Source organism: Streptomyces sp. NPDC051907, assembly GCF_040681075.1.
Lineage (GTDB): Bacteria > Actinomycetota > Actinomycetes > Streptomycetales > Streptomycetaceae > Streptomyces.
Window position 1 is genome coordinate 22,055 of the sequence record NZ_JBFAYB010000066.1, and the last position, 20,752, is coordinate 42,806.

19 protein-coding genes are annotated in these 20,752 nt (G+C 73.1%); 7 read left to right on the forward strand and 12 right to left on the reverse strand.

Annotated elements, in window-relative coordinates:
* The first annotated feature begins 94 nt into the window (after positions 1-94).
* Positions 95-1,279: a 4-hydroxybenzoate 3-monooxygenase gene (locus AB0M39_RS28380; protein WP_365368776.1), complete on the forward strand. Its 1,185-nt coding sequence runs from the start codon at positions 95-97 to the stop codon at positions 1,277-1,279.
* Between the two features lie 40 nt (positions 1,280-1,319).
* Here AB0M39_RS28380 and AB0M39_RS28385 read toward each other — a convergent pair whose 3' ends face one another.
* Positions 1,320-2,168, reverse strand: coding sequence for a GNAT family N-acetyltransferase (locus tag AB0M39_RS28385; protein WP_365368777.1), 849 nt, complete (start codon positions 2,166-2,168; stop codon positions 1,320-1,322).
* Positions 2,169-2,345: 177 nt separating this feature from the next.
* On the opposite strand from AB0M39_RS28385, the gene AB0M39_RS28390 reads away from it, so the two are divergent.
* Positions 2,346-2,573, forward strand: a complete 228-nt coding sequence (locus tag AB0M39_RS28390; protein ID WP_365368778.1) for a hypothetical protein — start codon at positions 2,346-2,348, stop codon at positions 2,571-2,573.
* A 288-nt stretch (positions 2,574-2,861) separates the two neighbouring features.
* Here the strand turns inward: AB0M39_RS28390 and AB0M39_RS28395 are convergent, their stop codons facing one another.
* Positions 2,862-3,359, reverse strand: coding sequence for an ATP-binding protein (locus AB0M39_RS28395; protein WP_365368779.1), 498 nt, complete (start codon positions 3,357-3,359; stop codon positions 2,862-2,864).
* Positions 3,360-3,595: 236 nt separating this feature from the next.
* Here AB0M39_RS28395 and AB0M39_RS28400 point away from each other — a divergent pair, with 236 nt between their 5' ends.
* Both AB0M39_RS28400 and AB0M39_RS28405 read left to right on the forward strand, forming a co-directional pair.
* Positions 3,596-6,403, forward strand: a complete 2,808-nt coding sequence (locus tag AB0M39_RS28400; protein WP_365368780.1) for a LuxR C-terminal-related transcriptional regulator — start codon at positions 3,596-3,598, stop codon at positions 6,401-6,403.
* Positions 6,404-6,777: 374 nt separating this feature from the next.
* On the forward strand, positions 6,778-8,265 hold the full coding sequence (locus AB0M39_RS28405) for an aminotransferase class I/II-fold pyridoxal phosphate-dependent enzyme (RefSeq protein WP_365368781.1): 1,488 nt from the start codon (positions 6,778-6,780) through the stop codon (positions 8,263-8,265).
* A gap of 85 nt (positions 8,266-8,350) precedes the next feature.
* On the opposite strand, the gene AB0M39_RS28410 is transcribed toward AB0M39_RS28405, so the two are convergent.
* The 6 genes from AB0M39_RS28410 to AB0M39_RS28435 form a co-directional block, all read right to left on the reverse strand.
* Positions 8,351-8,947 (reverse strand): disulfide bond formation protein B, encoded by a 597-nt coding sequence (locus tag AB0M39_RS28410; RefSeq protein ID WP_365368782.1) that lies wholly within the window; start codon positions 8,945-8,947, stop codon positions 8,351-8,353.
* Positions 8,948-8,950: 3 nt separating this feature from the next.
* The gene (locus tag AB0M39_RS28415) at positions 8,951-9,115 is read right to left on the reverse strand and encodes a DUF5993 family protein (RefSeq protein WP_365368783.1); all 165 of its coding nucleotides are present in this window, start codon (positions 9,113-9,115) and stop codon (positions 8,951-8,953) included.
* A gap of 125 nt (positions 9,116-9,240) precedes the next feature.
* Complete coding sequence (locus tag AB0M39_RS28420) at positions 9,241-10,014, reverse strand: DUF2470 domain-containing protein (protein WP_365368801.1); 774 nt, start codon at positions 10,012-10,014, stop codon at positions 9,241-9,243.
* Positions 10,015-10,363: 349 nt separating this feature from the next.
* Positions 10,364-10,558: an antitoxin gene (locus tag AB0M39_RS28425; RefSeq protein WP_365368784.1), complete on the reverse strand. Its 195-nt coding sequence runs from the start codon at positions 10,556-10,558 to the stop codon at positions 10,364-10,366.
* A gap of 110 nt (positions 10,559-10,668) precedes the next feature.
* Complete coding sequence (locus AB0M39_RS28430) at positions 10,669-11,985, reverse strand: LCP family protein (RefSeq protein ID WP_365368785.1); 1,317 nt, start codon at positions 11,983-11,985, stop codon at positions 10,669-10,671.
* 156 nt (positions 11,986-12,141) lie between these two features.
* Positions 12,142-12,741 (reverse strand): hypothetical protein, encoded by a 600-nt coding sequence (locus tag AB0M39_RS28435; protein WP_365368786.1) that lies wholly within the window; start codon positions 12,739-12,741, stop codon positions 12,142-12,144.
* A 235-nt stretch (positions 12,742-12,976) separates the two neighbouring features.
* Between AB0M39_RS28435 and AB0M39_RS28440 the strand changes: the two genes are divergently transcribed.
* On the forward strand, positions 12,977-13,348 hold the full coding sequence (locus tag AB0M39_RS28440; protein ID WP_365368787.1) for a hypothetical protein: 372 nt from the start codon (positions 12,977-12,979) through the stop codon (positions 13,346-13,348).
* Between the two features lie 195 nt (positions 13,349-13,543).
* Positions 13,544-13,747: a cold-shock protein gene (locus AB0M39_RS28445; RefSeq protein ID WP_365368788.1), complete on the forward strand. Its 204-nt coding sequence runs from the start codon at positions 13,544-13,546 to the stop codon at positions 13,745-13,747.
* Positions 13,748-13,883: 136 nt separating this feature from the next.
* Here AB0M39_RS28445 and AB0M39_RS28450 read toward each other — a convergent pair whose 3' ends face one another.
* Both AB0M39_RS28450 and AB0M39_RS28455 read right to left on the reverse strand, forming a co-directional pair.
* Entirely contained in the window at positions 13,884-16,139 is a 2,256-nt protein-coding gene (locus AB0M39_RS28450; RefSeq protein WP_365368789.1) for an MMPL family transporter, read from the reverse strand.
* A gap of 58 nt (positions 16,140-16,197) precedes the next feature.
* Positions 16,198-17,325 carry a DUF6777 domain-containing protein gene (locus AB0M39_RS28455; protein ID WP_365368790.1) on the reverse strand — a complete coding sequence of 376 codons (1,128 nt, stop codon included), beginning with the start codon at positions 17,323-17,325 and terminating at the stop codon, positions 16,198-16,200.
* A gap of 501 nt (positions 17,326-17,826) precedes the next feature.
* On the opposite strand from AB0M39_RS28455, the gene AB0M39_RS28460 reads away from it, so the two are divergent.
* Positions 17,827-19,095, forward strand: coding sequence for a streptophobe family protein (locus tag AB0M39_RS28460; protein WP_365368791.1), 1,269 nt, complete (start codon positions 17,827-17,829; stop codon positions 19,093-19,095).
* A gap of 48 nt (positions 19,096-19,143) precedes the next feature.
* On the opposite strand, the gene AB0M39_RS28465 is transcribed toward AB0M39_RS28460, so the two are convergent.
* Together AB0M39_RS28465 and AB0M39_RS28470 are read right to left on the reverse strand one after the other, a co-directional pair.
* Entirely contained in the window at positions 19,144-20,106 is a 963-nt protein-coding gene (locus tag AB0M39_RS28465; RefSeq protein WP_365368792.1) for a serine/threonine-protein kinase, read from the reverse strand.
* Positions 20,106-20,747, reverse strand: a complete 642-nt coding sequence (locus AB0M39_RS28470; protein WP_365368793.1) for a hypothetical protein — start codon at positions 20,745-20,747, stop codon at positions 20,106-20,108. The genes AB0M39_RS28465 and AB0M39_RS28470 overlap by 1 nt, the downstream gene beginning before the upstream one ends.
* Positions 20,748-20,752 lie beyond the last annotated feature (5 nt).

Genomic DNA, 20,752 nt, shown 5'->3' on the forward strand with positions numbered 1-20,752 from the left:
CTCAGGCGCGCAGTGATGTGAACTGTAGTTCATCTGGCGAACATGTCCATCCCCTGTTCACCGCCTCACAGCCTCAGCAAGGAGGAACCACCCGATGCACACCACCGTCGGCATCATCGGCGGCGGCCCCGCGGGCCTGCTGCTGGCCCGGCTGCTGCACAACGCCGGCATCGACAGCGTGGTCCTGGAGAGCCGCGACCGCGCCTACGTCGAGCGGCGCCAGCGGGCCGGGATCCTTGAGCAGGCCACCGTGGACGCCCTGCGCGCCGCCGGAGCGGGCGAGCGCATGGACCGCGAGGGCATGGTCCACGACGGGATCGAGCTGCGCTTCGACCGCCGCTCCCACCGCGTCGACTTCCCCGCCCTCACCGGCGGCCGGAGCGTCATGGTGTACGCGCAGACCGAGGTGGTCAAGGACCTGATAGCCCTTCAACGCGCTGACGGCGGACCGCTGCTGTTCGGCGCCGAGGTCCGCGCGGTGACGGGCGCCGACGCCGACCGCCCCGTCGTCCACTACCTCCTCGACGGCCGCGAACAGACGCTGACCTGCGACTACGTCATCGGCTGCGACGGCTTCCACGGGGTGGCCAAGAACGCCGTCCCCGAGTCCGTGCGGACGTCGTACGAGCGGACCTATCCGTACTCCTGGCTCGGCATCCTCGCCGAGGCCCCGCCGGCGTACGAGGAGTTGGTCTACGCGCACTCCGAGCGCGGCTTCGCCCTGGCGAGCATGCGCTCGCCGTCCGTCAGCCGCCTCTACCTCCAGGTCCCCAACGGGACCGACCCGGCCGACTGGTCCGACGACCGGATCTGGGACGAGCTGGACGCCCGTCTGGCCACCGACGCCGACCCGGGCTGGAAGCTGGAGCGCGGCCCGGTCGTCTCCAAGGCCGTCCTCCCGATGCGCAGCCAGGTCACCGAGCCCATGCGCTACGGCCGGGTCCTCCTCGCGGGCGACGCCGCCCATATCGTCCCGCCGACCGGGGCCAAGGGCCTCAACCTCGCCGCCGCGGACGTCGTCGTGCTCGCCCGCGCGCTGATCAGCCTGCGCGACACCGGCTCGGTCGAGCTGCTCGACGCCTACTCCGACACCTGTCTGCGCCGGGTGTGGCGGGCCGAGCACTTCTCGTACTCCATGACGACCCTGCTCCACGCCGACCCCGGCCAGACGCCGTTCGAGACCCGCCTCCAGCTCTCCCAGCTCGACCGCATCGCGACCTCGCCGCACGCCGCGGCCGAACTGGCGGAGAACTACACGGGGCTTCCGCTGCCGCGCTGACCGCCTCGACCGCGGTCGCGCGGTGGCGCGGCGGCGTGGGTCAGCCGAGTTCGAGACTGGTGACGCCGAAGAGCCCGGACTGGTCGATCGCCGGGACGGGCCCGGTGTACATGCGCGCCGTCTCGAAGGACGGCGCCAGGCCCAGCTCCTCCACCAGGCGCACGGCCGCCGTGTTCACGTCCGGCACGTCGACCGCCATGGGCGTGCCCGGCGCGCTCGCCGCGAGAGCGCCCAGCAGCGCGGAGGCCACCTCGGCCGAGTCGGCGTACAGCGGCCCGACGCGCGAGGCCGTGCTGCCCGCGCGCAGCACGGAGAATCCGCACAGCTCTCCGTCGCGCACCGCGGCCAGGGCGGTGCGCTGGGGCAGGGAGATCCAGGAGGCGAGGAAGCCGTCGCGGGCCTCCGGGAAGAAGCGGCGGTCGTACGCGGCGAGCCGGTCGAACGGCAGCGTGCGCGCGTCGACGAGCGAGACGCCGTCGGGCGCCGCGCCGGCGCCGGCCGGCACGCCCTCGTAGCGGATGTTGTTCCAGGCCGAATGGAAGCCGGACTTGCGGTAGTTGTCCTGCTGCTCGACCACCCCGTCCAGGCCGACGTTGCGGCCCTCAAGCCGGGCCATTCCGGCGCGCCAGACCTGAATGCCGTAGCCCTGGCCGCGCAGTTGAGGGCGGGTGATGTAGAAGCCCAGGAAGGCGAAGCCGGCGCCGTACCGCACGACCGAGATACAGGCGGCGGGCTCGCCGTCGAGCCGGCCGATCAGAAAGCCGTGCGGGTCGGCGGCGAAGAAGGCCGTGCCGTCGGTCCGGCCGGGATTCCAGCCCTCGGCATCGGCCCACTCTCCCAACAGCCGGATGTCGTCGGCGCTTGCGACCGTGATCTCAAATGCGGGCACTTCTCACTCCTGGGGTGCTGTGCGTCGGGAGAGGGTCGGGTACGTGTCTACCCCAGGAGTGATCGTTGTGTGCCGCGTATTTCGGCCATGCGCTCCGCCGGTCCTGCCGGGCGGAGCTCCGTCTGCCGGTCGGGGCCCCGAGGTGCTGGGGCGGGCCGCCTGGCGCACTCTGGAGACATGCCCGGACACGCGCCTGTGATCGTGCTTCCGCCCCTGACCACCGGAGGGCGGAGAGTGACGATCCATGGCCAGATCGCGGGGCTGGCGCACGGGCGCGGAGACGTGGCGGAGCTTGTGCGCAGGGCGGGGCTCGGGTCCGAGGGCGCGGTCATAGACCTGCTGGACACGGCGCTCGTGGAGTGGCGGGGCGGCGGCGTCGACGACTGGCCCGCGCCGGCCGCCTGACCCGGCGCGGGCGCCTCACGTCGTACGGGATGTCGTCGGCGTGGTCGTCCGCGGCCGTCCGCGCGTCGTGCGCGACGAGCGCCTTCCTGCTGTGTGCGTGTGCGTGTGCGTGTGCGCGTGCCGGGCGCCGTGTGCCTCGTGGCGAACCGACGGCCGGACGGGCCGGGGCGTCGGGGGAGTGCGTCGCAAGGGTCCTCGGGGGAGTGCTCAGCGCCGGCAGGGCCCCGAGCGCACGTGCCGGGCGCTGAGCTGTCCCGCGGTGGACCCTTCGAGCGACGGGCCCCGCGCTCACTCGCCGACGCGCTGCGCGGCCACCGCCGGCGGCCCGGTCGGACTCGCCGGCCCCACCACGCCCTGGAAGTACGCGGGCATGACGATCTCCGCCGCCACCACGCTGCCGGCCTCCAGCCTCCGCGTGCTGGTCGTGGTCGCGAACGCGTCGACCAGGCGCAGCCCGTGGCCGCAGTCGGCGTGCGCGTCCAGCGGCTCCTTGCGGCGCGCCGGGCGGTGCTTCCACACGCCGCCGTCCCTGACCTCCGCGATCAGCGTGTTGCCGCGGACCTTGATGGCCACGGCGACCCAGGGGCTGCCGCTGTGCAGCACCACATTGCTCACCAGTTCGGTGACGATCACGGAGAGCGCCTCATGGTGGTCGTCGTTCAGCCTCCAACGCTGTGCCACGGCACGGGCGAAGTGCCTCACCGTGCGCGCGGCCTCTGGCGTCGCCGCCATCGCGCACTGTGCCAATCCCGAGGTACCGCCCCATGGCCCAGGGGTCGTGGGCATGGGGCGGGCAGACTCCTCTGATGCGATCACTTCGGCTCCTTCGGCTCGGGCCACACCCGAGCAGCTGTCCCGGCGGTCTCGGGCCCCCGGCCCGCCGCCAAAACCTGGGGGCGGGCGTTCAGCCCACCTCCGGCAGCACAACACTCACGCCGGGAGGTGACCGGCGCAATCAGGGAGACTGAAGTACGGATACGCAAAGAAATGAAATGTAGGTAAATGTCTAAGAGGGTGATCCGGTGAGCACGCTCAGTGACGCGACGTGGGAGAGGTGGCTCAAGCAGTCGCTGGCCCACGCCGGCCAGCAGCCCGCTCTGCTGCTGGTCGAAGGGGTGGCGGGGGTCGGCAAGAGCCGGCTGGTACAGCGGCTGCTCGAGGCCGCCGAGGCCGGGTCGCGGCCGAGTGTTCTCCTCACGTTCGCCTCCGCCGGCGTCACGCTCGCCCACCGGCCCGCCCCCGAGGCGGCGCGCCCCGCCGCGGCCTCCCCGGCCGCCCGCGTCGGCCGCGTCACTCCGCCCCCGCCGCCGCGCGTCCACAGCGACGCCGTCGCCCTCGCCGAGGACCTCGCGCCGCTCCTGGAGGCCGGCGGCCCGGTGCTGCTGGTCGCCGAGGACGTCCACCGGGCCGACGGCGACAGCCGGGAGCTGCTGCGCCGCCTGCTGGAGCAGCCGCCCGCCGGGCTCGCGACCGTGCTCGCCTACCGCCCCGAGGAGCTGCCCGAGCCCGGACTCGTGCTGGGCGGGACCGTGCACTACCCCGCCCGGCTGTCCGTGCTGCGTCTGCGGCTGGCGCCCCTGGACCCGCAGGAGGTGCGCGAGCTGGTGGAGGAGCGCCTGGGCGCGGAGGCCTGTCCGCCCGAGCTGGTCGCCCGGATCCACGAGCGCTCCGGCGGCGTGCCCCAGGTCGTGGTCGACCTGGTGCGGCAGCTGGAGGACGTCTGCGGTCCCAGGGAGCGCTACACCGCCAAGGACGTGGACGCCACCGGCCCTCCCGTGCGCCTCGCCGAGCTGGTGCTCGGCCGCCTCGCCGCGCTCGCCGACGACGGGCGGGCCGTCGTCGCGGCGGCCGCGGTCCTGGACGAGCCCGCCGCGGCCGAGGATCTGTACGCGGTGGCCTCGCTGCCCCCCGACTACGGACGCCAGGCCCTCGTCGCCGCCCTGGCCGGGGCCGTCCTGCAGGAGCGGGGCCAGGATCTGTACGGCTTCCCCGCACCGCTCGCCGGGGACGCCGTCTACCGCGAGCTGCCCGGACCGCTGCGGCAGGCCATGCACCGCAGGGCCGGCGACGTGCTCGCCCACCGGCAGCCCGTGCCCTACCCGCGGCTCGCCGCGCACCGCCGCCACGCCGGACAGCTGCGCGGCTGGCTGCGAGCGGTCGAGCAGGCGGCGCAGCAGTGCGCGGAGGCGGGCGAGCACCAGAGCGCGATCGACCTGCTGGAACAGGCGCTCTCCCACCCCGCGGTCCCGCAGCAGATGCGCGCCCGGCTCGCCCCGCTGCTCGCGCACAGCGCGGTGCTCGCCCTCCACACCGAGCAGACCGTGCAGGTGCTCCGCCAGATCCTCGACGACGAGTCGCTGCCCGAGGCCGTCCGCGGGCAGATCAGGCTCGACCTGGGGCTGGTGCTGTACAACCAGGCGGGGATGGGCCTGCAGGGCTGGGTGGAGCTGGAGCAGGCCGTCGACGAGCTGGCCGAGCGGCCGCCGCTGGCCGCCCGCGCGATGTCGGCGCTCGCCATGCCCGTCATGTCCTCCGTCCCGCTGGAGCGCAATCTGTACTGGCTGGAGCGGGCCCGCAGCACCGCCGCGGCCAGCGGCGACGCCGAGGTGCGCGCCGCGGTCGCCGCGAACTGCATCGCCGTGCTGCTGGAGACCGGCGACCCCGAGGCCTGGGACGTGCTGGAGGAGCTCCGCGCCGACACCGCCGACCCCGACCGCCTCCAGCATGTGGCCCGCGGCCTGGTGAACGCCGCGGACGCCGTCCTGTGGCTGGGCTACCTCCCGCGCGTGGGGGACCTGCTGGAGGAGGGGCTCGAGCTCGCGGCCCGCAGCGGCGCCTCCTATGTCGAGCAGGACGGCCGGGGCTCCAGCCTGATGCTGGACTGGGTGAGCGGGCGGTGGGAGGGCCTGGCCGCCCGGGCCCGGGCCTTCGTCGCCGAGACCGCAGTCATGCCGGGACCGGCCGCCGACGCCCGGGTCGTGCTGGGGCTGCTCTCGCTGGCCCAGGGGGAGTGGCAGCAGATGGCGGCGTGGCTCGCGGGCGAGGGGCGACCGCTCTCGCACGTCGCCCCGCTGCCGCACGCGGCGACGGCCTCGGGCGCGCTGATCAGGACCGCGCTGGCCCGCGACGACCTGGAGACCGCGGCGGCCGAGGCGGCGGCGGCCTGGGACCGGCTCCGCGACAAGGGCGTCTGGGCGTGGGCGGCGGAGCTCGCCCCCTGGGCGGTGGAGGCGACCGCCCGCGCGGGCCGCCGCCCGGCGGCCGAGGAGATGATCGCCGAGTACGAGGCCGGGCTCAAGGGACGCATGGGCCCGGCCGCCGAGGCCGCGCTGCACTGGAGCCGCGGGGTGCTGGCCGACGCGGAGGAGGACCACGCCCAGGCGGCCGAGCACTACCGCCGGGCGAACGCGCTCTACGCCGAGATGCCCCGCCCCTACGCGCAGATCCTCACCTCCGAGGCCGCCGCCGAGGCTGCGCTGGCCTCAGGCGACGACGTGGAGGCCGCCGTGGAGGAGCTCGTCGGGTGCGTCCAGCTGCTGAGCGACCTCGGCGCGGGCTGGGACGCCGCGCGGGTGCGGGCGACACTCCGTGCCCATCAGCCCGCCGAGACACAGCGCCCGCGGGGCCGTCCGAGCTACGGCGACCAGCTCTCCCCGCGCGAGCAGGAGGTGATCGATCTGGCGTCCTCGGGGCTCACCAACCGAGAGATCGCGACCACGCTCCACCTCTCGCCGCGCACCGTCGAGCAGCATGTCGCCCGGGCCCGGCGCAAGCTCGAGTCGCAGTCCCGGCAGGAGCTCAGCAGGGGCCGAACCGGCCGCGCCCGCTGATTGATTACGTATCCGTAGGTCACAGCTCTCCGAAGCCCCTCATGCTCAGAGCGCGCACGGCGTCCGCCGTACCCGGGTCACGCACGGTCACGATCTATAGGCCGTCTCGACGTCCTCGACGCGAGGCCGCCTGCTCCGTGCGCGGGGGTCGAGGAGCAGGCGCGAGAACGCTGCTTCTCGCCGTGCTCGCAGACAGCTCGGCAGGGCGGCACCCCGTGCATCGCGGACGCCAGGGGCCCGCAGATCCGGCGTCCGGGCCGGCCGCCATGGCCCCGTCGGCCGCCCCCTGCGTTGAACGCCGCCCCGGCCTCGTCCGTATACCTGGGCGGCTCGCGCGCACCCGTGCGGGCTGTCCAGGCTGGGGAGGCACGTCTATGGCCGGCAGCAATGTCACCGCACTCTTCCGCGCGTCCACCGCGCACAGCCCGTCGTTCTTCACGTTGAGCCGGGCAGGCGGTGGCGCAGCAGGCCAGATCACCGATTTCTGCATCCCCTGCAACCCCTACTTCCCCACCCCCGGCATGTTCGACCAGCTCGGATCCCAGCTCCGCGAGATCCTCACCTACTACCCGAGCAGCGCCGACACCATCACCGCCGAGCTCTGCCAGGTGCTGGGCCTCAACCCGCAGACCGTCGCCATGGGCAACGGCTCCACCGAGCTGATCACCTGGATCGACCACCTGCTGGTCCGCGAGTCGCTGGCCGTCCCCGTCCCCACCTTCGGCCGGTGGACCGACCAGCCGATGGAGACCGGCAAGCGCGTCGACATGCTCCTGCTGCCGGAGGCCCACGGCTTCGGCCTCGACCCGGAGGCATTCGTACGGTTCGTACGCAGCCGCGGCTCGCGCGCCGCCGTGATCTGCAACCCCAACAACCCCGACGGCGGGCTGCTGCCCAAGCAGCAGGTACTCGCCTTGATCGACTCGCTCCAGGACCTGGACCTGGTGGTCGTCGACGAGTCGTTCCTCGACTTCGCCGACGCCGAGCAGGAGCCGAGCGTCGCGGCCGAGGCGGTGCTGCGCACCAATGTCATCGTGCTGCGCAGCCTCGGCAAGAACTTCGGACTCCACGGCGTGCGCTTCGGCTACCTCGTCTCGAATCCGGGCATCGCCGGGAAGATCCGGGCGGCGCTGCCCAAGTGGAACCTCAACTCCTTCGCCGAGACCGTGGTGTTCATGCTCAAGGAACACCGCGAGGAGTACGCCGAGAGCCTCCAGCAGGCGCGCCGCGACCGGCAGGAGATGACCTACCGCCTCTCACAGCTGCCGGGGCTGACGGTCTATCCCTCGCAGGGCAACTTCCTCTATGTGCGCCTGCCGGAGGGCGTCGACGGCGCGATCCTGCGCGACCGGCTGCTCGAGGAGCACGGGGTGCTCGTCCGCGAGTGCGGCAACAAGATCGGCAGCTCCAGCCGCTTCCTGCGCCTTGTGGTCCGTCCCCAGCAGGACGTGCTGCGGCTGACGGCCGGAATGGAGCAGGTGCTGTACGGCCAGCAGGTCCCCGCGCCCCAGCCGGTCGCGCAGCCGCTGCCGCCGATGCTCGCCCAGGTCCCCTCGCAGCAGCAGTTCCCCTCGCCCCAGCAGTTCGCGGCCGCGCCGCAGCGGATTCCCGCGCCGCAGCAGATCCCTGCGGCCCAGCAGATGCCCGCACCTCAGCAGATCCCCTCGCCCCAGCGGCAGCCGCTCCCGCAGGCGCAGGGCCCGGCGCTCACCCTGGCGCAGGAGCCCGTCTCCGCCCGCGGCCTGGGCCCGGTCCCCGCCCCGGAGCGACCCACGGCGGCGGCCGCCGCGCTGCGCGGCGCCATGGCCCGCGGCTACTCGTCGGGAACGGCGGCCGTGGACCGGCTGATCGCAGGCGCCTAGAAGACGCCGGTGGCCGGCGTCCTGAGACGCCGGCCACCGTCCGCTCCGCGGCTGACGCGCCGGGGGCCGAACCCGGCCAGGCGGCTCATCGAGCCGACGCGAAGGCGGGCAGGCCGTTCTTGAGGAGCGCGGCGACCACGCTCAGGGCGATCACGATGCCGAGGAACCAGAGCACGAACCGGCCGACCGTCTGATAGGCGCCGTACTCCGGGATCCTGCGGTCCGTCGTGGCGTGGGCGAAGACCAGGAGGGCGCCGATCGCCGCGATCGAGACCTGGAACAGGACCCACGCCCAGGCGTAGAGGTGCATGTCCCACAGCGCGGCCTCGGGCCCCGCCGCGCCGGGCGGCAGCTGCTGCAGGGTCTGCCGCCATGCGGCGAAGGACCCGCCGGCGCAGGCGACCAGGGCCAGGCCCCAGCCCATCATGTAGTCGCGCCGGGCGATCGCGCCGTTGAGGCCTTGGCGCACGATATGGCTCGCGCCGATGCACGCGAGCGCCATGAACATCCGCTGGACGACGCAGAGCGGGCACGGGTACTGCGCGCGCGTGTACTGGAAGTAGAGCCCGCCGCAGAGCACGCCGGCCCAGCCGGCGACGAAGAGACAGGCGGCCCAGTACTGGATCCGGCCGCGGACACCGTTCCGCGTGGCTTGTGGCAGTGTGCTGCTCAGAGGGGCCATCGGTCAGAAGCTCAGCTTCAGGCTGGGGCCGGCGGCGATGTGGTGGGTCATCAGCAGGAACACGATGATCAGCATGCTCCACCACACGCCGAGCACGACGGTCCGGGACGCGCGCCGGCACACCGCCAGCATGGTGGCCAGCAGCCCGCCGAAGATGAGGGTGTCCATGGGCCCGGACAGTACAGAGACCAGCGCCGATGCCGGACGAATGCGGACCGGACGCGCCCGAGGTCCGCGAGAAGGGAGCAATCGCGCGGCCTGTCGGGCGTGCCGAAGGGGCCGGCCAGCGGGCGTCAGGGGTTGGTGAGCGACTGGTTCCGCTTCGCCCGGCGGCTGAGGACGCGGTGCCGGCGGTGGTGCGCCTGGTCCAGCAGCTCGTGGATCTGCGCCCCGGCCTGGTCGGCGTCGTCGATGGGGGAGGGGAAGGGCAGGCGTACGTCCTGGTGGCCGACGGGGCGCTCGATGCGCAGCGTGATGCCGTACCGGTCGATGGCGAGCGGCATCACCCGGCTCGCCCCCCGCAGCAGCCGCCCGTCCACGAGCTCCACGAGCAGCCCCACCACGTCCTGGTGGTCGTCGACCAGATGGGTGAGCATGCTCGCCTCGCAGGAGGCCAGCGGATCCTCCGGCGCCGCCGTCAACTCGTCGAGCTCGACCAGGACTTCGCCGTCCGCCGTCTCCAGGACGGCGTGGGAGAACTCGAGGCACTGGTCGGTGTCGGTGGCGCTCTCGCCGGACGCGGCCAGCCACCCGGACACCGTGAGCCGGGCGCGCACCCGGTCGCGGACGGCGGTCGGCGCGATGTCGGTGAACTCCAGCCGGGCGGCGACGCACGCCCACGGCGGCGGGCCGTCGGCCCCGTCGTCCGCTCCGTCGGGGAGCGCGTCCCGCCGTGCGGACGCCGAGGCGCAGAGGTGGATCCGCCCTCGTGCGCCGGTCCCGGCCGTTCTCGAGACCTCGGTGCGGCCGTCGTCGGTGACCACGGTCATCGACTGGGCGGCGGCGAGGATCGTGCGAACGCGTTCGCCGCTCGTCGGCTCGGTGGGAGGCACGTCGAAGAGGGCCATACGGAACTCCACATTCACGAGGTTAGGTGTGCCTAACCTAACCTGAATCGTGGGCGGCGCGCCAGACGGGCGCGCCCACGACGGGAGAGGGGCGGGCGCCCACGGCGGGAGCAGGCGGCAGGAGAGCGCGGCGGGAGGGTGCGGCGGAGTGCGCGGCAGGGGCCTCGGCGAGCGGCGAGGCGACGGACAGTCAGCGCGGCGCGTGTCGCCCCTCGTCGGTCGCCGCTCGGCGAGCCGCGGCACAGCCCGGCCGAGCGGCTGGCGCCCGTCGCCGCCCGAAGGCGTGCGGGCGCCGGCCTGCTTCTTCAGCCGGGCTGTGCGGTGTCCGGAAGAGTCGCGCTGCCAGAGGTCAGGGCTGCGGAGGCCGGTTCTGGTCCGGGTTGGAGCGGTACTGCTCCTTCATCTTCTCCTGGGCGGTGTCGACCTGACCGCTGTGCTTGGACTGGGTCTTGTCGTCGGCGTAGTCGCCGGCCCTGTCCACGCCCTTGTCGGCCTGGGACTCGTGGCCCTTCAGCATCTGCTTGAGCTTGTCCATTACGGACATGTTCGTCCTCCTGCTCTCGTTCCCCCTCCCCTCCAGGGTCCTCGCACATCGAGCGATGCGCATCTGCGGGCGGGCGGGGCCGTGGGAGGGCGCCCCGAGGGCGCCGCGGGTCACTCCAGCAGGGGTTTCGGGGCGCAGAGCAGCTGCTCGCCGGGGACCGGGGCGCCCTCGACGCTGCTGCGGTCGTAGACGACCCTGGCGACTCGGCCGCCCTGCGTGCCGACCGCCACATCGAAGACCGATCCGTGCCCGGCGACGGCCTTGAGCCGGGCGTCGGGCAGCGCGGCGGCGACGGCCGATGCGCTCCGTTCCCAGTACGGGTCGTAGGTGACGACCGTGGGCCCCTTCGGGCGGACGGCGTCCTTGCCGCCCGAGGCGTCCGTCGCGACGAAGCCGCTCGCCCGCAGGCCCTCGGCCACCGCCGCGTCCGTGACCCGCAGACGGACCGTGGCCGGGTCCACCTCCACGGGCACGTCCTTGCTGGGGCGGATCAGGGGGTCGTCGATGATCGACCGGTCCTCCTTGAGCGCGGCCCACAGGGCGGCGGACCGCTCCTTGTGCCACAGCAGGGTGGACCCCCACTCCGGCACGCGGTGGTCGAACTCCGACAACGGCACCGTCGCGAACTCCGTCTGATGCGCCTTCAGCCGTCCCAGCCGGGTGCCCAGGCTCATCAGGTCGACCAGGGTGGTGTCCGCGTCGGTGCGCACGGAGGCGAGCAGCTTGCGGGCCGTCAGCACCGAGGCGGCGGGCTTCGCGAACGCGCCCTGCGCGCTCAGCCGCGCCATCATGCCGACGAGCAGCCGCTGCTGACGGCGGACCCGCCCGAGGTCGCCGGGCGGGCTGACCTTGCGGGCGCGGACGTAGCGCAGGGACTTGTCGCCGTTCAGCAGATGTGTGCCGGCGGCGAGCTTCAGCCCGGAGTTCACGTCGAGCAGCGGCTTGTCCGTGCAGACGTCCGCGCCGCCGAGGCGGTCGACGGTGGAGACGAAGCCGGTGAAGTCCGCCTCAAGATAGTGGTCGACGCGCAGACCCGTCGCCTTCTCCACGGTCCGCACGGCGAGGTCGCCGCCGCCGTGCTTGAACGCGCTGTTGATCTTCCCCCAGTGGCTCGGATGGGCGTGGTCGGCGAACTCCACGTACGAGTCCCGGGGGATGGAGACCACGCTGAGGCGCCGCTCGTCCTCGGAGAGGTGCGCGAGCAGCATCACGTCGGTGCAGTCGCACGCCTGCCCGTTGACGTGCAGACGATCGCGCTCCGCCCGGGAGATGCCCGCGCGGCTGTCGATGCCGACGAGGAGGATGTTGGTGCCGTCCGTGCCCTCGGCGTCGGAGAGCGGCCAGGACGACGTGCCGGCGGCGATGGCCCCGCCGGCCGCCAGCGAGACCACCAGCGCGGCCGTCACGGCGAACGTGAACCTGTGCACAGGGCGCCTCCGACATCCGAGCTCAGCCGTTGCACCGACGGAACCACGGATGCCGTCCGGCGGCCCGCCATGACGCGCAATCGGCGTACCCGGCCCCGGGACCCGCCCCCCAGGTCCCCGCCCCCAGGTCCCCGCCCCCGCAGGTCCTCGCTCGCCTCAGGAGCCGAAGCCCGCGATGCCGTACCCCTCCTTGGCCTGGGCCTGCCGCATCCACTCCACACAGGACTCGACGGCCGCCAGCACCTCGGGGTCGAGCGCCGCACGCTGCTCCTGAGCGCTCGCCTCCCACTGGGCGAGCCCCTCCCGGCACTGCTCCGCGCTCCACTCGCCGTACCCCGGCAGCTCCGAGGAGGGCAGCGGGGCGGGCGCCGAGCCGTACATGAAGTCGGTGACGGCGACCGCCTTGACGCCGAGCTCGGCCATGCCCTTGTCCACGTCGTCGAGCCAGGAGCCGCGGAAGGGGGAGAAGTGGTTGTTGAAGAGGAAGCGGCCGTGGAACTCGCAGACCATCTTGTACGCGTAGCCGTACTGGAAGCCGTGCGCCGCGTCGAAGGGGCCGCCGTCTATGACCGCGCGCAGCGCCTCGTAGCGGGTCGGCGCGCCGTTCGCGATCTCGTCCGCGAAGTAATCGTCGTCGCGGGCGAGGTCGCGCTTGAACCTGCCGCCCATCATCCGGCGCAGCTTCTCGTCGCCTGAGGCGATGGCGCCCCGCACGGCGGCCAGGTCGACGAGGTAGAGACTCAGTCCGTAACTCATGCACGCAGCGTAGGCGCGGCCACTGACAACGCCCCCAACGCCCGCGGCGGGCCCGACCCTGACCGCGTCAGGCCCGCGGTGCGAAGGCGCAGCGGCGGGCGTGGGCGCGGGAGTAGGGCAGAGGCGGCGATTCGGACAGGAGTTCAGGAAAACCGGCAGCGTCTTGAACGCCTCGCGGCCGGATTCCGTACCACTCGGCGCATCAGTTCCCGTGCCGAGACCCTGAGGTTCAGCCATGAACGAGCACATAGACGTCCCCCTGCAAGCCCTCCCCGACGGGCAGGCGGAACTTCGCCTGGTGGTCCGTCTCGCGTGGGCCGATGTCGCCGCACTCGGCCAGGAGGCCGGCCGGCTGGCCAGCCAGATGCAGCGGCCCGTCAGCCTCGACGAGGCCGCCAGCCACCGGCTCGCCACCCGAGCGGCCGCCCACGCCGCGTCGACGCCCGAACGGAGCAGCGCCCCCCAGCCGGCCGCCGTCTCCTCTCTCACCGGCCGCTCGCCCGGGGAACATGCCAGGCAGGCCATAGAGAAGATCACCGGGCCGGCGGGCGCGACGGCCGCTCCGAGCCACGCGCTGGGGGCGACTCAGACGCAGACATCCGCGTGAGTCCGCTTTTTGCTGTGGTCGAAGCATCCCTTTGCCGTGTAGCGTCAGTTCCAGCTGTCATGGTTCCGAAGTACCGTTCGCCCGTGAGCGCGAGTTCACGGGCGTTTTGCTGTTCAGAGTCTCTGAGGGCCAGGGCGATCACCTCCGGCTCCCGCACGGTGCGGGCTGCCGACTACGAGTCCCCTTGGAGGACAAATGGCCAGCGGAACCGTCAAGTGGTTCAACTCGGAAAAGGGCTTCGGCTTCATCGAGCAGGAGGGCGGCGGCCCCGACGTCTTCGCCCACTACTCCAACATCGCCACCTCTGGCTACCGTGAGCTGCACGAGGGCCAGAAGGTGACGTTCGAGGTCACGCAGGGCCAGAAGGGCCCGCAGGCGGAGAACATCCTCCCCGCCTGAGGCTTGAACCGCACAGCGCCCGCACTCCCAGGGGGTGCGGGCGCGCCGCGTGTTCCCACTCCGCTCGCCGAGGGCCTCGCCGCGTGGGCGCACGCCGCTCGGGCCCCGCTGCGCCGCGTGGGCGCACGCCCAGGGCTCAGCGGTCGCCCTCGCCCTCCGTGTCCACGTGCGGCAGGATCCGGTCCAGCCACCTCGGGGTCCACCAGGCCGACTTCCCCAGCAGCGTCATCACCGCAGGCACCAGCAGCAGCCGCACCACGGTGGCGTCGATGAGCACGCTCACCGCCAGGCCCAGGCCCAGCATCTTCACCACGATGTTGTCGCTGATGATGAACGCCGCGAAGACGCTCACCATGATGAGTGCGGCACAGGTGATGACCCGGGCGGTGATCTCCAGGGCGTGCGCGACGCTCGCCTTCGGATCGCCGGTGCGCAGCCAGGCCTCATGGACGCGGGAGAGCAGGAAGATCTCGTAGTCCATGCTCAGGCCGAAGACGATGGCGAACATCATCATCGGGACATAGCTCTCAATAGGGACGTCTCCCGAGACTCCCAGCGCCGGGCCGCCCCAGCCCCATTGGAAGACGGCGACCACGACGCCGTACGAGGCCGCGATGGACAGCACGTTCAGCACGGCCGCCTTCACCGCGACCAGCAGTCCGCGGAACACGATCAGGATGATGACGAAGGCGAGCGCGACCACCACGGCGATGATCAGGGGCAGTCGGCTGGCGACGATGTCCAGGAAGTCGACCTGCGCGGCCGTCGTGCCCGTCACATAGCCCTTGGCCGAGGTGCCGGAGACGGCCTGCGGAAGCACGTCGTCGACCAGCCGGTTGGTGAGCTCGGTGGTCACCTCGTCCTGCGGCGCCTGCTGCGAGTACGCCGTGGCGATCAGCACGTCGCCGTCCGACGTGGGCTTCAGCGGAGTGATCACCGCGGCGCCGGGCACGTCGGTGAGCGCCTTCTGCGCCGCGGAGGACAGCGCCGACCGGTCGGCCGACGGCACCGAGGTCTGGTCGATGACAAGGGTCAACGGCCCGTTCGAACCCGGCCCGAAAGCCTCGGACATCAGGTCGTAGGCCCGCCGGTCGGTGAAGGACTTGGGGTCCGCGCCGTCCCCGATGTGCCCCAGCTGGATGGAGAAGAGCGGGATGGCGAGCACCACGATCACCGTCACCCCGGCGGCCAGGAACTGCCATGGCCGCCGCTCCACCCGCATCGCGTACCGGTGCCAGCTGCCCTGGGCGGGCTGGCCCGGCTCGGCGTCGGTCTCCGCGATCGGCTTGCGGACCCGGTACTTGTCGATGCGGCGGCCGACCAGACCCAGCAGGGCGGGCACCAGCGTGAGCGCGGCGACGACCGCGGAGACCACGGTGACCCCGGCGGCCACGCCGAGCTTGGCGATGAAGCTGACCCCGGAGACCGACAGTCCGGCCAGGGCGATGATGACCGTGCAGCCGGACACGAGGACGGCACGGCCGCTGGTGGCCACCGCCTTGCCGGCGGCCACCACAGGATCCGCGCCGTCCATGAGGTTCTGCCGGTGGCGGGTGATCAGGAACAGCGCGTAGTCGATGCCCACGCCGAGCCCGATCATCGTGGCGAGCGTGGGGGAGACGGTGGCGAAGAGGGTCGCGGCGGCGAGCAGCCCGAGGCAGGCCAGCCCGCAGATCACGCCGATCAGCGCCGTCACCAGCGGCAGGCCGGCGGCGATCACACTGCCGAAGCCGATCAGCAGCACCACGATCGCCACGGCGAAGCCGATCGCCTCGCTGAGCTTGTCGTTGGGAGCGGGCCGGGCCAGCTCGCCGAGCGGACCGCCGTACTCCACGTCCACTCCGGCGGAGCGCAGCGGCTGGACGGCCGTGTCCACGCCGTCGAGGTAGGACTCCTCCAGCGTGGACGGCTGTACGTTGAAGCGGACGGTGATGTACGCGGTCTCGCCGTCGGTGGACAGCGGGCCGACGTTCTGGCCGGACGGCGGCGCGGGGGGCTGGGAGCCCGGCGGCGGCAGCGGGTTCTGCGCCGACAGGACGTGGTCCAGCTTCTTGATGTTCCCGATCACCGTGTTCATCTGCGAGCTCAGGTCGGTGAGCGGCTTCGAGGCGTCGTGCAGCACGATCTGGCTGCTGTAGCCGCCCGCCGACGGCTCGTGCGCCTGGAGCACGTCCAGGCCCTCCTGGGACTGGGTGCCGGGCAGCGAGAAGTCGTCGGAGTACTCGCCGCCGAAGGTGTGGTGGAGCACCTGCAGACCCGCGAGGGCCACCAGCCAGGCCACGATGACGATCACACAGCGGCGCGCGCACCATTCGCCGAGCCTGCGCAGTAAGCCCTTGGGGGCCGCCGTCCCGGCTTCACGGGATCTCGGCGGCGGCTGGTCCATCGACATACGTGTCTCCCGGTGAGAGCCGGATGGGCTGCGGGCGGCTGGCGCCTTGGCGGGGCCGCTACTCCAGCGGCGCCTCTTCCTGCGGAGCGGTGGCGGTGAGCTCGGGCGCGTCCGGCTCCGGGGCGGGCGGCTGGACCGGTTGCTCCACGGTGGTGGGCGGGTCCGGCGGGTCCTCCGGCGGGTTCGGGGGGTCCTCCGGCGGGTCCTCCGGCGGGTTCGGCGGGTCCGGCGGGTCCTCCGGCTTGGTCGTCGTCGTCTCAGGATCGGGCTCCGCCGGCTTGGTCGTCTCCGACCGCGGCTTGCGGGTCGTCGTCGGGGGGCACTTGTCCGCGTCCTTGTGCGGCGGCGGACAGACCGACGTCGGCGGCTTCGTGCTCGGCGGCTTCTTGGTCGGCGACTTCGTGTGCGAGGGCGACTTGCCGGATTCCGTCGAGGTGGGCGAGGGCTCGCGCGTGGGCGGCGGCGCGATCTTCTTGTCATGGCGGCCGTGGTCGCCGGGCTTGCGCTCGAACCAGTCGCCGCGGTGGGGGTCGCGGACCTTGAAGACCTTCACGACCTTGACGGAGCGCTCCACCTCTACGACCTTGGACGGCGCGAAGCCGGACCACGTCGGGCCCGTCAGCCTGGGGTTCTCGACCTTCGAGGGCTCCTTGAGCGGATTGCCGCAGGCGCAGCGCACCCGGGGCACGGCGTACGCGTCCACGAGGACCGCCGTGCCGGCCTGGAGCACCGACTGGTACGGGTAGGCGGCGCCGTCCCGGTAGCCGTGGTTGGTGACGCGGGTGTCGTAGCTCAGCCGAAGCGGAGTCAGCGACCGCAGATAGCCCGGCACCTCGCCGGAGGTCATGTCCAGGGCCGAGGCGAAGGCAGCCTTCTTGTCCTGGGCGGCGTCGAGGTAGCGGATCTGCTTCTCCACGTCGCAGCTGGCCCGCTGCTTGGATCCGCCGTACGTGCCGGCCTCCGCTCCGCTGACGTTCTGCGCGGGCGGCTGGGGCGTCGTGGGCGGCTCCTCGCCCGGCGCCGCGGTGTCCGTGCGGGGCGTGAAGGGGTGCGCGCCCGCCGAGTTGACGGGGTCTCGGTAGATCTCCTCGGCCGCCGCCGATCCGCCGCCCCCGGGACGGGTGAACACCACGACCAGCACCACGGCGGCGACCAGCGCGATCGCGGCCGTCGCGATCTTGGGCACGGACCGCCACCAGGGCTCGCCCGGCCCCTCCCCGCCTCCCTTGCCCGGCCCGCCGCCTCCGCCCGACCCACCGGATCCCTCGCCGCCGTGTGGGCCGGACGGGGGACCTTGGGGGGTGCCGGGCAGCGTGGGCGGCTGGGACGGAGGACCCGGCTGCGAGGGCCCCGAGAGCGGGCCCGAGGGGGGTCCTGTGGGAGGTCCTGTCGGCGGTCCTGTGGGGCGGCCGTCCGGCGGCGGTTGGGTGCTCACGGGCTCTTCTTCCAGCCGAGGAATCGCTTCAGCGCAGAAACGCGGACGCGTGAAGCACGCGGCAAACGCAGAAACGCGACACAGAAATGTCAGTGAAATAGGCGAATATGAAACATTTCTGTTTTCTTCCCTGCCGTGCCTATTGTGTGCTCCGTACCCGTGCGGCTCGCAAGCCGACGGGATCGCCGCCCCCCAGAACGCGGTCGGCCCACCCGGCAAGCGGAACGCATCAGCCCTGCTTAGCGTGGCAGCGTGAGCCAGCGGCCGAAGAGCGACCCGGGCGGCAGGGCGCGCGCCGCCCACGGCTGGCCGCAGGCCCTGGTCGCCGTCCTCGCCGGACTGCTCGCCATGCTCGTCACCGCCGCCCTCGGACTCTGGGCGGCGGGCGCGCCCGACCTGCCCGGCAATGCCTTCCCGAGCATCGTCGCGGCCGTCGTCGTCATGGCCGTCGGCGGCGTCGTGGACCTCTCCGGAGGAGCCGGCGCCATCGCCGAGACCCGCGCGGGCCTGACGGCGATGCCGCTGTCGGTCACCCTCGCCGGAGCGCTGGCCGTCGCCGCCGGATTCCTGCGGCCCCTGCGTCGCCGGGCCGTCGCCGACACTGCCGAACTCGCGGGCTGGGCGGCCAGGGTGGCCCTGCTGTGGGCGCTGGGGCTCATCGCCCTGGCGGCGCTGGCCCGCCACACCTTCGACATCCCCGTCGAGGACCCGACGGGCGGCCTCATCGAGGACGTCTTCGACGCGTCGCCCCAGGTCGGATTCCGCGCCGACGTCCTGTGGAGCGTCGTCCTCGGCCTGCTCTGGCTGGCCGGCCTGATGGCGCTGGCCCTCCTCGTCTCCCGCGGCGCTCCGCTGCCCGGCCGACTGCTGCGCTTCCAGGAGTCGGTGCGCCCGGCCGCCTTCGCCATGGCGGCCCTGCTGCTCGCCTGCGTGGCGGTGGGCCTGGTCGTCGGCCTCGTCGTCGCCGCCACCCGCGGCCATCCCGCCGAGACCTTCGCCGTGATCCTCCTCGGGCTGCCCAACGTCTGCTGGCCGGCCTTCACGCTCGGCCTCGGCGCCTCCTGGGAGGGCAGAGTGGAAGGCCCGTTCGGGCTGCCCATGCCCCGACTGCTGGACCAGGTGCTGCGCACTCCCGACGTATCCACCCTGAACCTCGGCTCACTGGCCGAGCACGACGCGCGGGCCTGGTGGCTGGCGGTCGTGTCCGCCGTGCTGCTGCTGGCCGCGGCCTTCGTCATGGCCGTCCGCTCGCCGGCCCGGACGCGGCCTTGGCAGCACGCCGTGCACCTGGCCGTCGCGCTCGCCCTCACCGTGCTGACGATCTGTCTGACCGCAAGCGTCTTCGCGCACTACGGGCTGTCGCTGCTGGGCATCGGAGACCTCGGGGGCGGCCTCGGCGGCGAGGTCTACCTGCGCCCGCAGGTGTGGCCCGCGCTCGGGCTGGCGCTGCTGTGGGGGCTGATCGCCGGGTTCCTCGGGGCGCTGCTCGCCGCGCGGGTGCGCCGCCGCGGCGAGGTCTGAGCCGGCTCCCGGCCGTCGCCGCCGAGCCTCTCCGTCTCGCGGGAGCCCTCAGCGCCGCGCGTCCGAGCCCTTGAAGACCGGCCGCGCCCACCGCGGCGGCGGCGGAGGCGGCGGCATCGTCCCCTGCTCGCTCCCCGCGCCCCGCAGCGCCGCCACGAACTGCAGACAGCCGTCGTAGCGCTCGTCGGGCGACTTGGCGAGCGCCTTGGCCAGCACGGCGTCGACGGCGTCCGGCAGATCGGGGCGGAGCTCGCTCACCGGCGGCGGCGCGTCGAACTGGTGGGCCCACAGCACCGCCATGTCGTCGTCCCGCTCGAAGGGCGTGGTCCCGGTGAGGGACTCGTACGCGACGCAGGCCAGGCTGTAGACATCGCATCTGCCGTCCACCGGGCGGCCCGCGATCTGCTCCGGCGACACATAGCCCACCGTCCCGACGAACTGGTTCGCCTGGGTGATCCCGGTCAGCGACAGCGACTTCTTCGTCAGGCCGAAGTCCGTGAGATAGACGTGCTCGGGGTGGTCGCTGTCCGTTCCCTGCGCCACCAGGATGTTGGCGGGCTTGACGTCGCGGTGCACCAGACCGTGGTCGTGGGCGGCGTCGAGCGCGGACGCCACCTGCGCCGTGATACGGACCACGGCCTCGACCGACAGCGGCCCCTGACGGTCCAGCAGGGCGCGCAGATCCTGCCCGGAGACGTACGTCATGGCGATGTACAGGACGCCGTCGGCCTCGCCTGCCTCGAAGATCGGCACGATGTGCGGGTGGTCGATCGCGGCGGCCACCCGCGACTCATGGGTGAAGCGCCGCCGGAAGGTGTCGTTGCGGGCGAGCTCCGGCGGCAGGAGCTTGAGCGCCACCGTGCGCTCCAGCCGCAGGTCCTTGGCGCGGTAGACGACCGCCTGGCCGCCCCGGCCGATCTCGCGCTCGATCCGGTAGCCCGCGATCTCCGTGCCGCGCAGGTCGGTCAGCCGCTCGGCGGGCCACCCCGCGTCGTGCGCCGAGCCGGCCATCACACATCACCCGGCGGCGCCTGCGAGGGGGCGACCCCGGCGGCGCCCGGGGGGCCGGCGGGGCCCGCCGGCGGGGCCGCCCCGCCTCCGGACGGCGCCTGCGCCGGCGCGGCCGACTGCCCGCTCCCCGACGGCGTCGCCGTGCTGAGGGCCGGGCCCGACACCGTGGCGTACGTCGTCACCCGCGTGCCGTCGCAGTACGCCCAGCGCTCCTGCTCGACGTCGTACAGCCAGACCGCCTCGCCGTCGACGACCAGCCCCGCCCGCAGCCCCTGGGTGTCCCGGTGGAAGGTCTCCCCGTCGATCCGTCCGGCCGCCAGCTCCTCGGCCGCGCGCCGGTACTGGTCCAGCGCCTCGGCGGTCTGGGCCATCAGCGGCCAGGGGTCCGTCGTGTTGGCCAGCTGCGCTCCGGACTCGGGCGGGCCCTGCGGCACGGAGACCAGCAGCCGGCCGTCCACCCACGCCGCCCAGCCGTTGGCGCACAGGATGTGTCCCCAGTCGCCCCGCCGTTCGAGCAGCTGCACGGGCAGCAGCGGGTCCAGCGGCGCGGTCCGCCGCAGGCCGTCCGGAGCCTCCCAGGCGGGCAGCCCGTCCCGGGGCACCACATGGGTCGGCAGGAAGCCGGGTGTGGGAGTGACCATGAGTC

Coding starts and splice junctions, on each gene's coding strand:
- AB0M39_RS28380 (WP_365368776.1), top strand. CDS start 95: ATGCACACCACCGTCGGCATCATCGGCGGCGGCCCCGCGGGCCTGCTG.
- AB0M39_RS28390 (WP_365368778.1), top strand. CDS start 2,346: ATGCCCGGACACGCGCCTGTGATCGTGCTTCCGCCCCTGACCACCGGA.
- AB0M39_RS28395 (WP_365368779.1), bottom strand. CDS start 3,359: ATGCCCACGACCCCTGGGCCATGGGGCGGTACCTCGGGATTGGCACAG.
- AB0M39_RS28405 (WP_365368781.1), top strand. CDS start 6,778: ATGGCCGGCAGCAATGTCACCGCACTCTTCCGCGCGTCCACCGCGCAC.
- AB0M39_RS28410 (WP_365368782.1), bottom strand. CDS start 8,947: ATGGCCCCTCTGAGCAGCACACTGCCACAAGCCACGCGGAACGGTGTC.
- AB0M39_RS28415 (WP_365368783.1), bottom strand. CDS start 9,115: ATGGACACCCTCATCTTCGGCGGGCTGCTGGCCACCATGCTGGCGGTG.
- AB0M39_RS28420 (WP_365368801.1), bottom strand. CDS start 10,014: ATGGCCCTCTTCGACGTGCCTCCCACCGAGCCGACGAGCGGCGAACGC.
- AB0M39_RS28425 (WP_365368784.1), bottom strand. CDS start 10,558: ATGTCCGTAATGGACAAGCTCAAGCAGATGCTGAAGGGCCACGAGTCC.
- AB0M39_RS28435 (WP_365368786.1), bottom strand. CDS start 12,741: ATGAGTTACGGACTGAGTCTCTACCTCGTCGACCTGGCCGCCGTGCGG.
- AB0M39_RS28440 (WP_365368787.1), top strand. CDS start 12,977: ATGAACGAGCACATAGACGTCCCCCTGCAAGCCCTCCCCGACGGGCAG.
- AB0M39_RS28445 (WP_365368788.1), top strand. CDS start 13,544: ATGGCCAGCGGAACCGTCAAGTGGTTCAACTCGGAAAAGGGCTTCGGC.
- AB0M39_RS28450 (WP_365368789.1), bottom strand. CDS start 16,139: ATGTCGATGGACCAGCCGCCGCCGAGATCCCGTGAAGCCGGGACGGCG.
- AB0M39_RS28465 (WP_365368792.1), bottom strand. CDS start 20,106: ATGGCCGGCTCGGCGCACGACGCGGGGTGGCCCGCCGAGCGGCTGACC.
- AB0M39_RS28470 (WP_365368793.1), bottom strand. CDS start 20,747: ATGGTCACTCCCACACCCGGCTTCCTGCCGACCCATGTGGTGCCCCGG.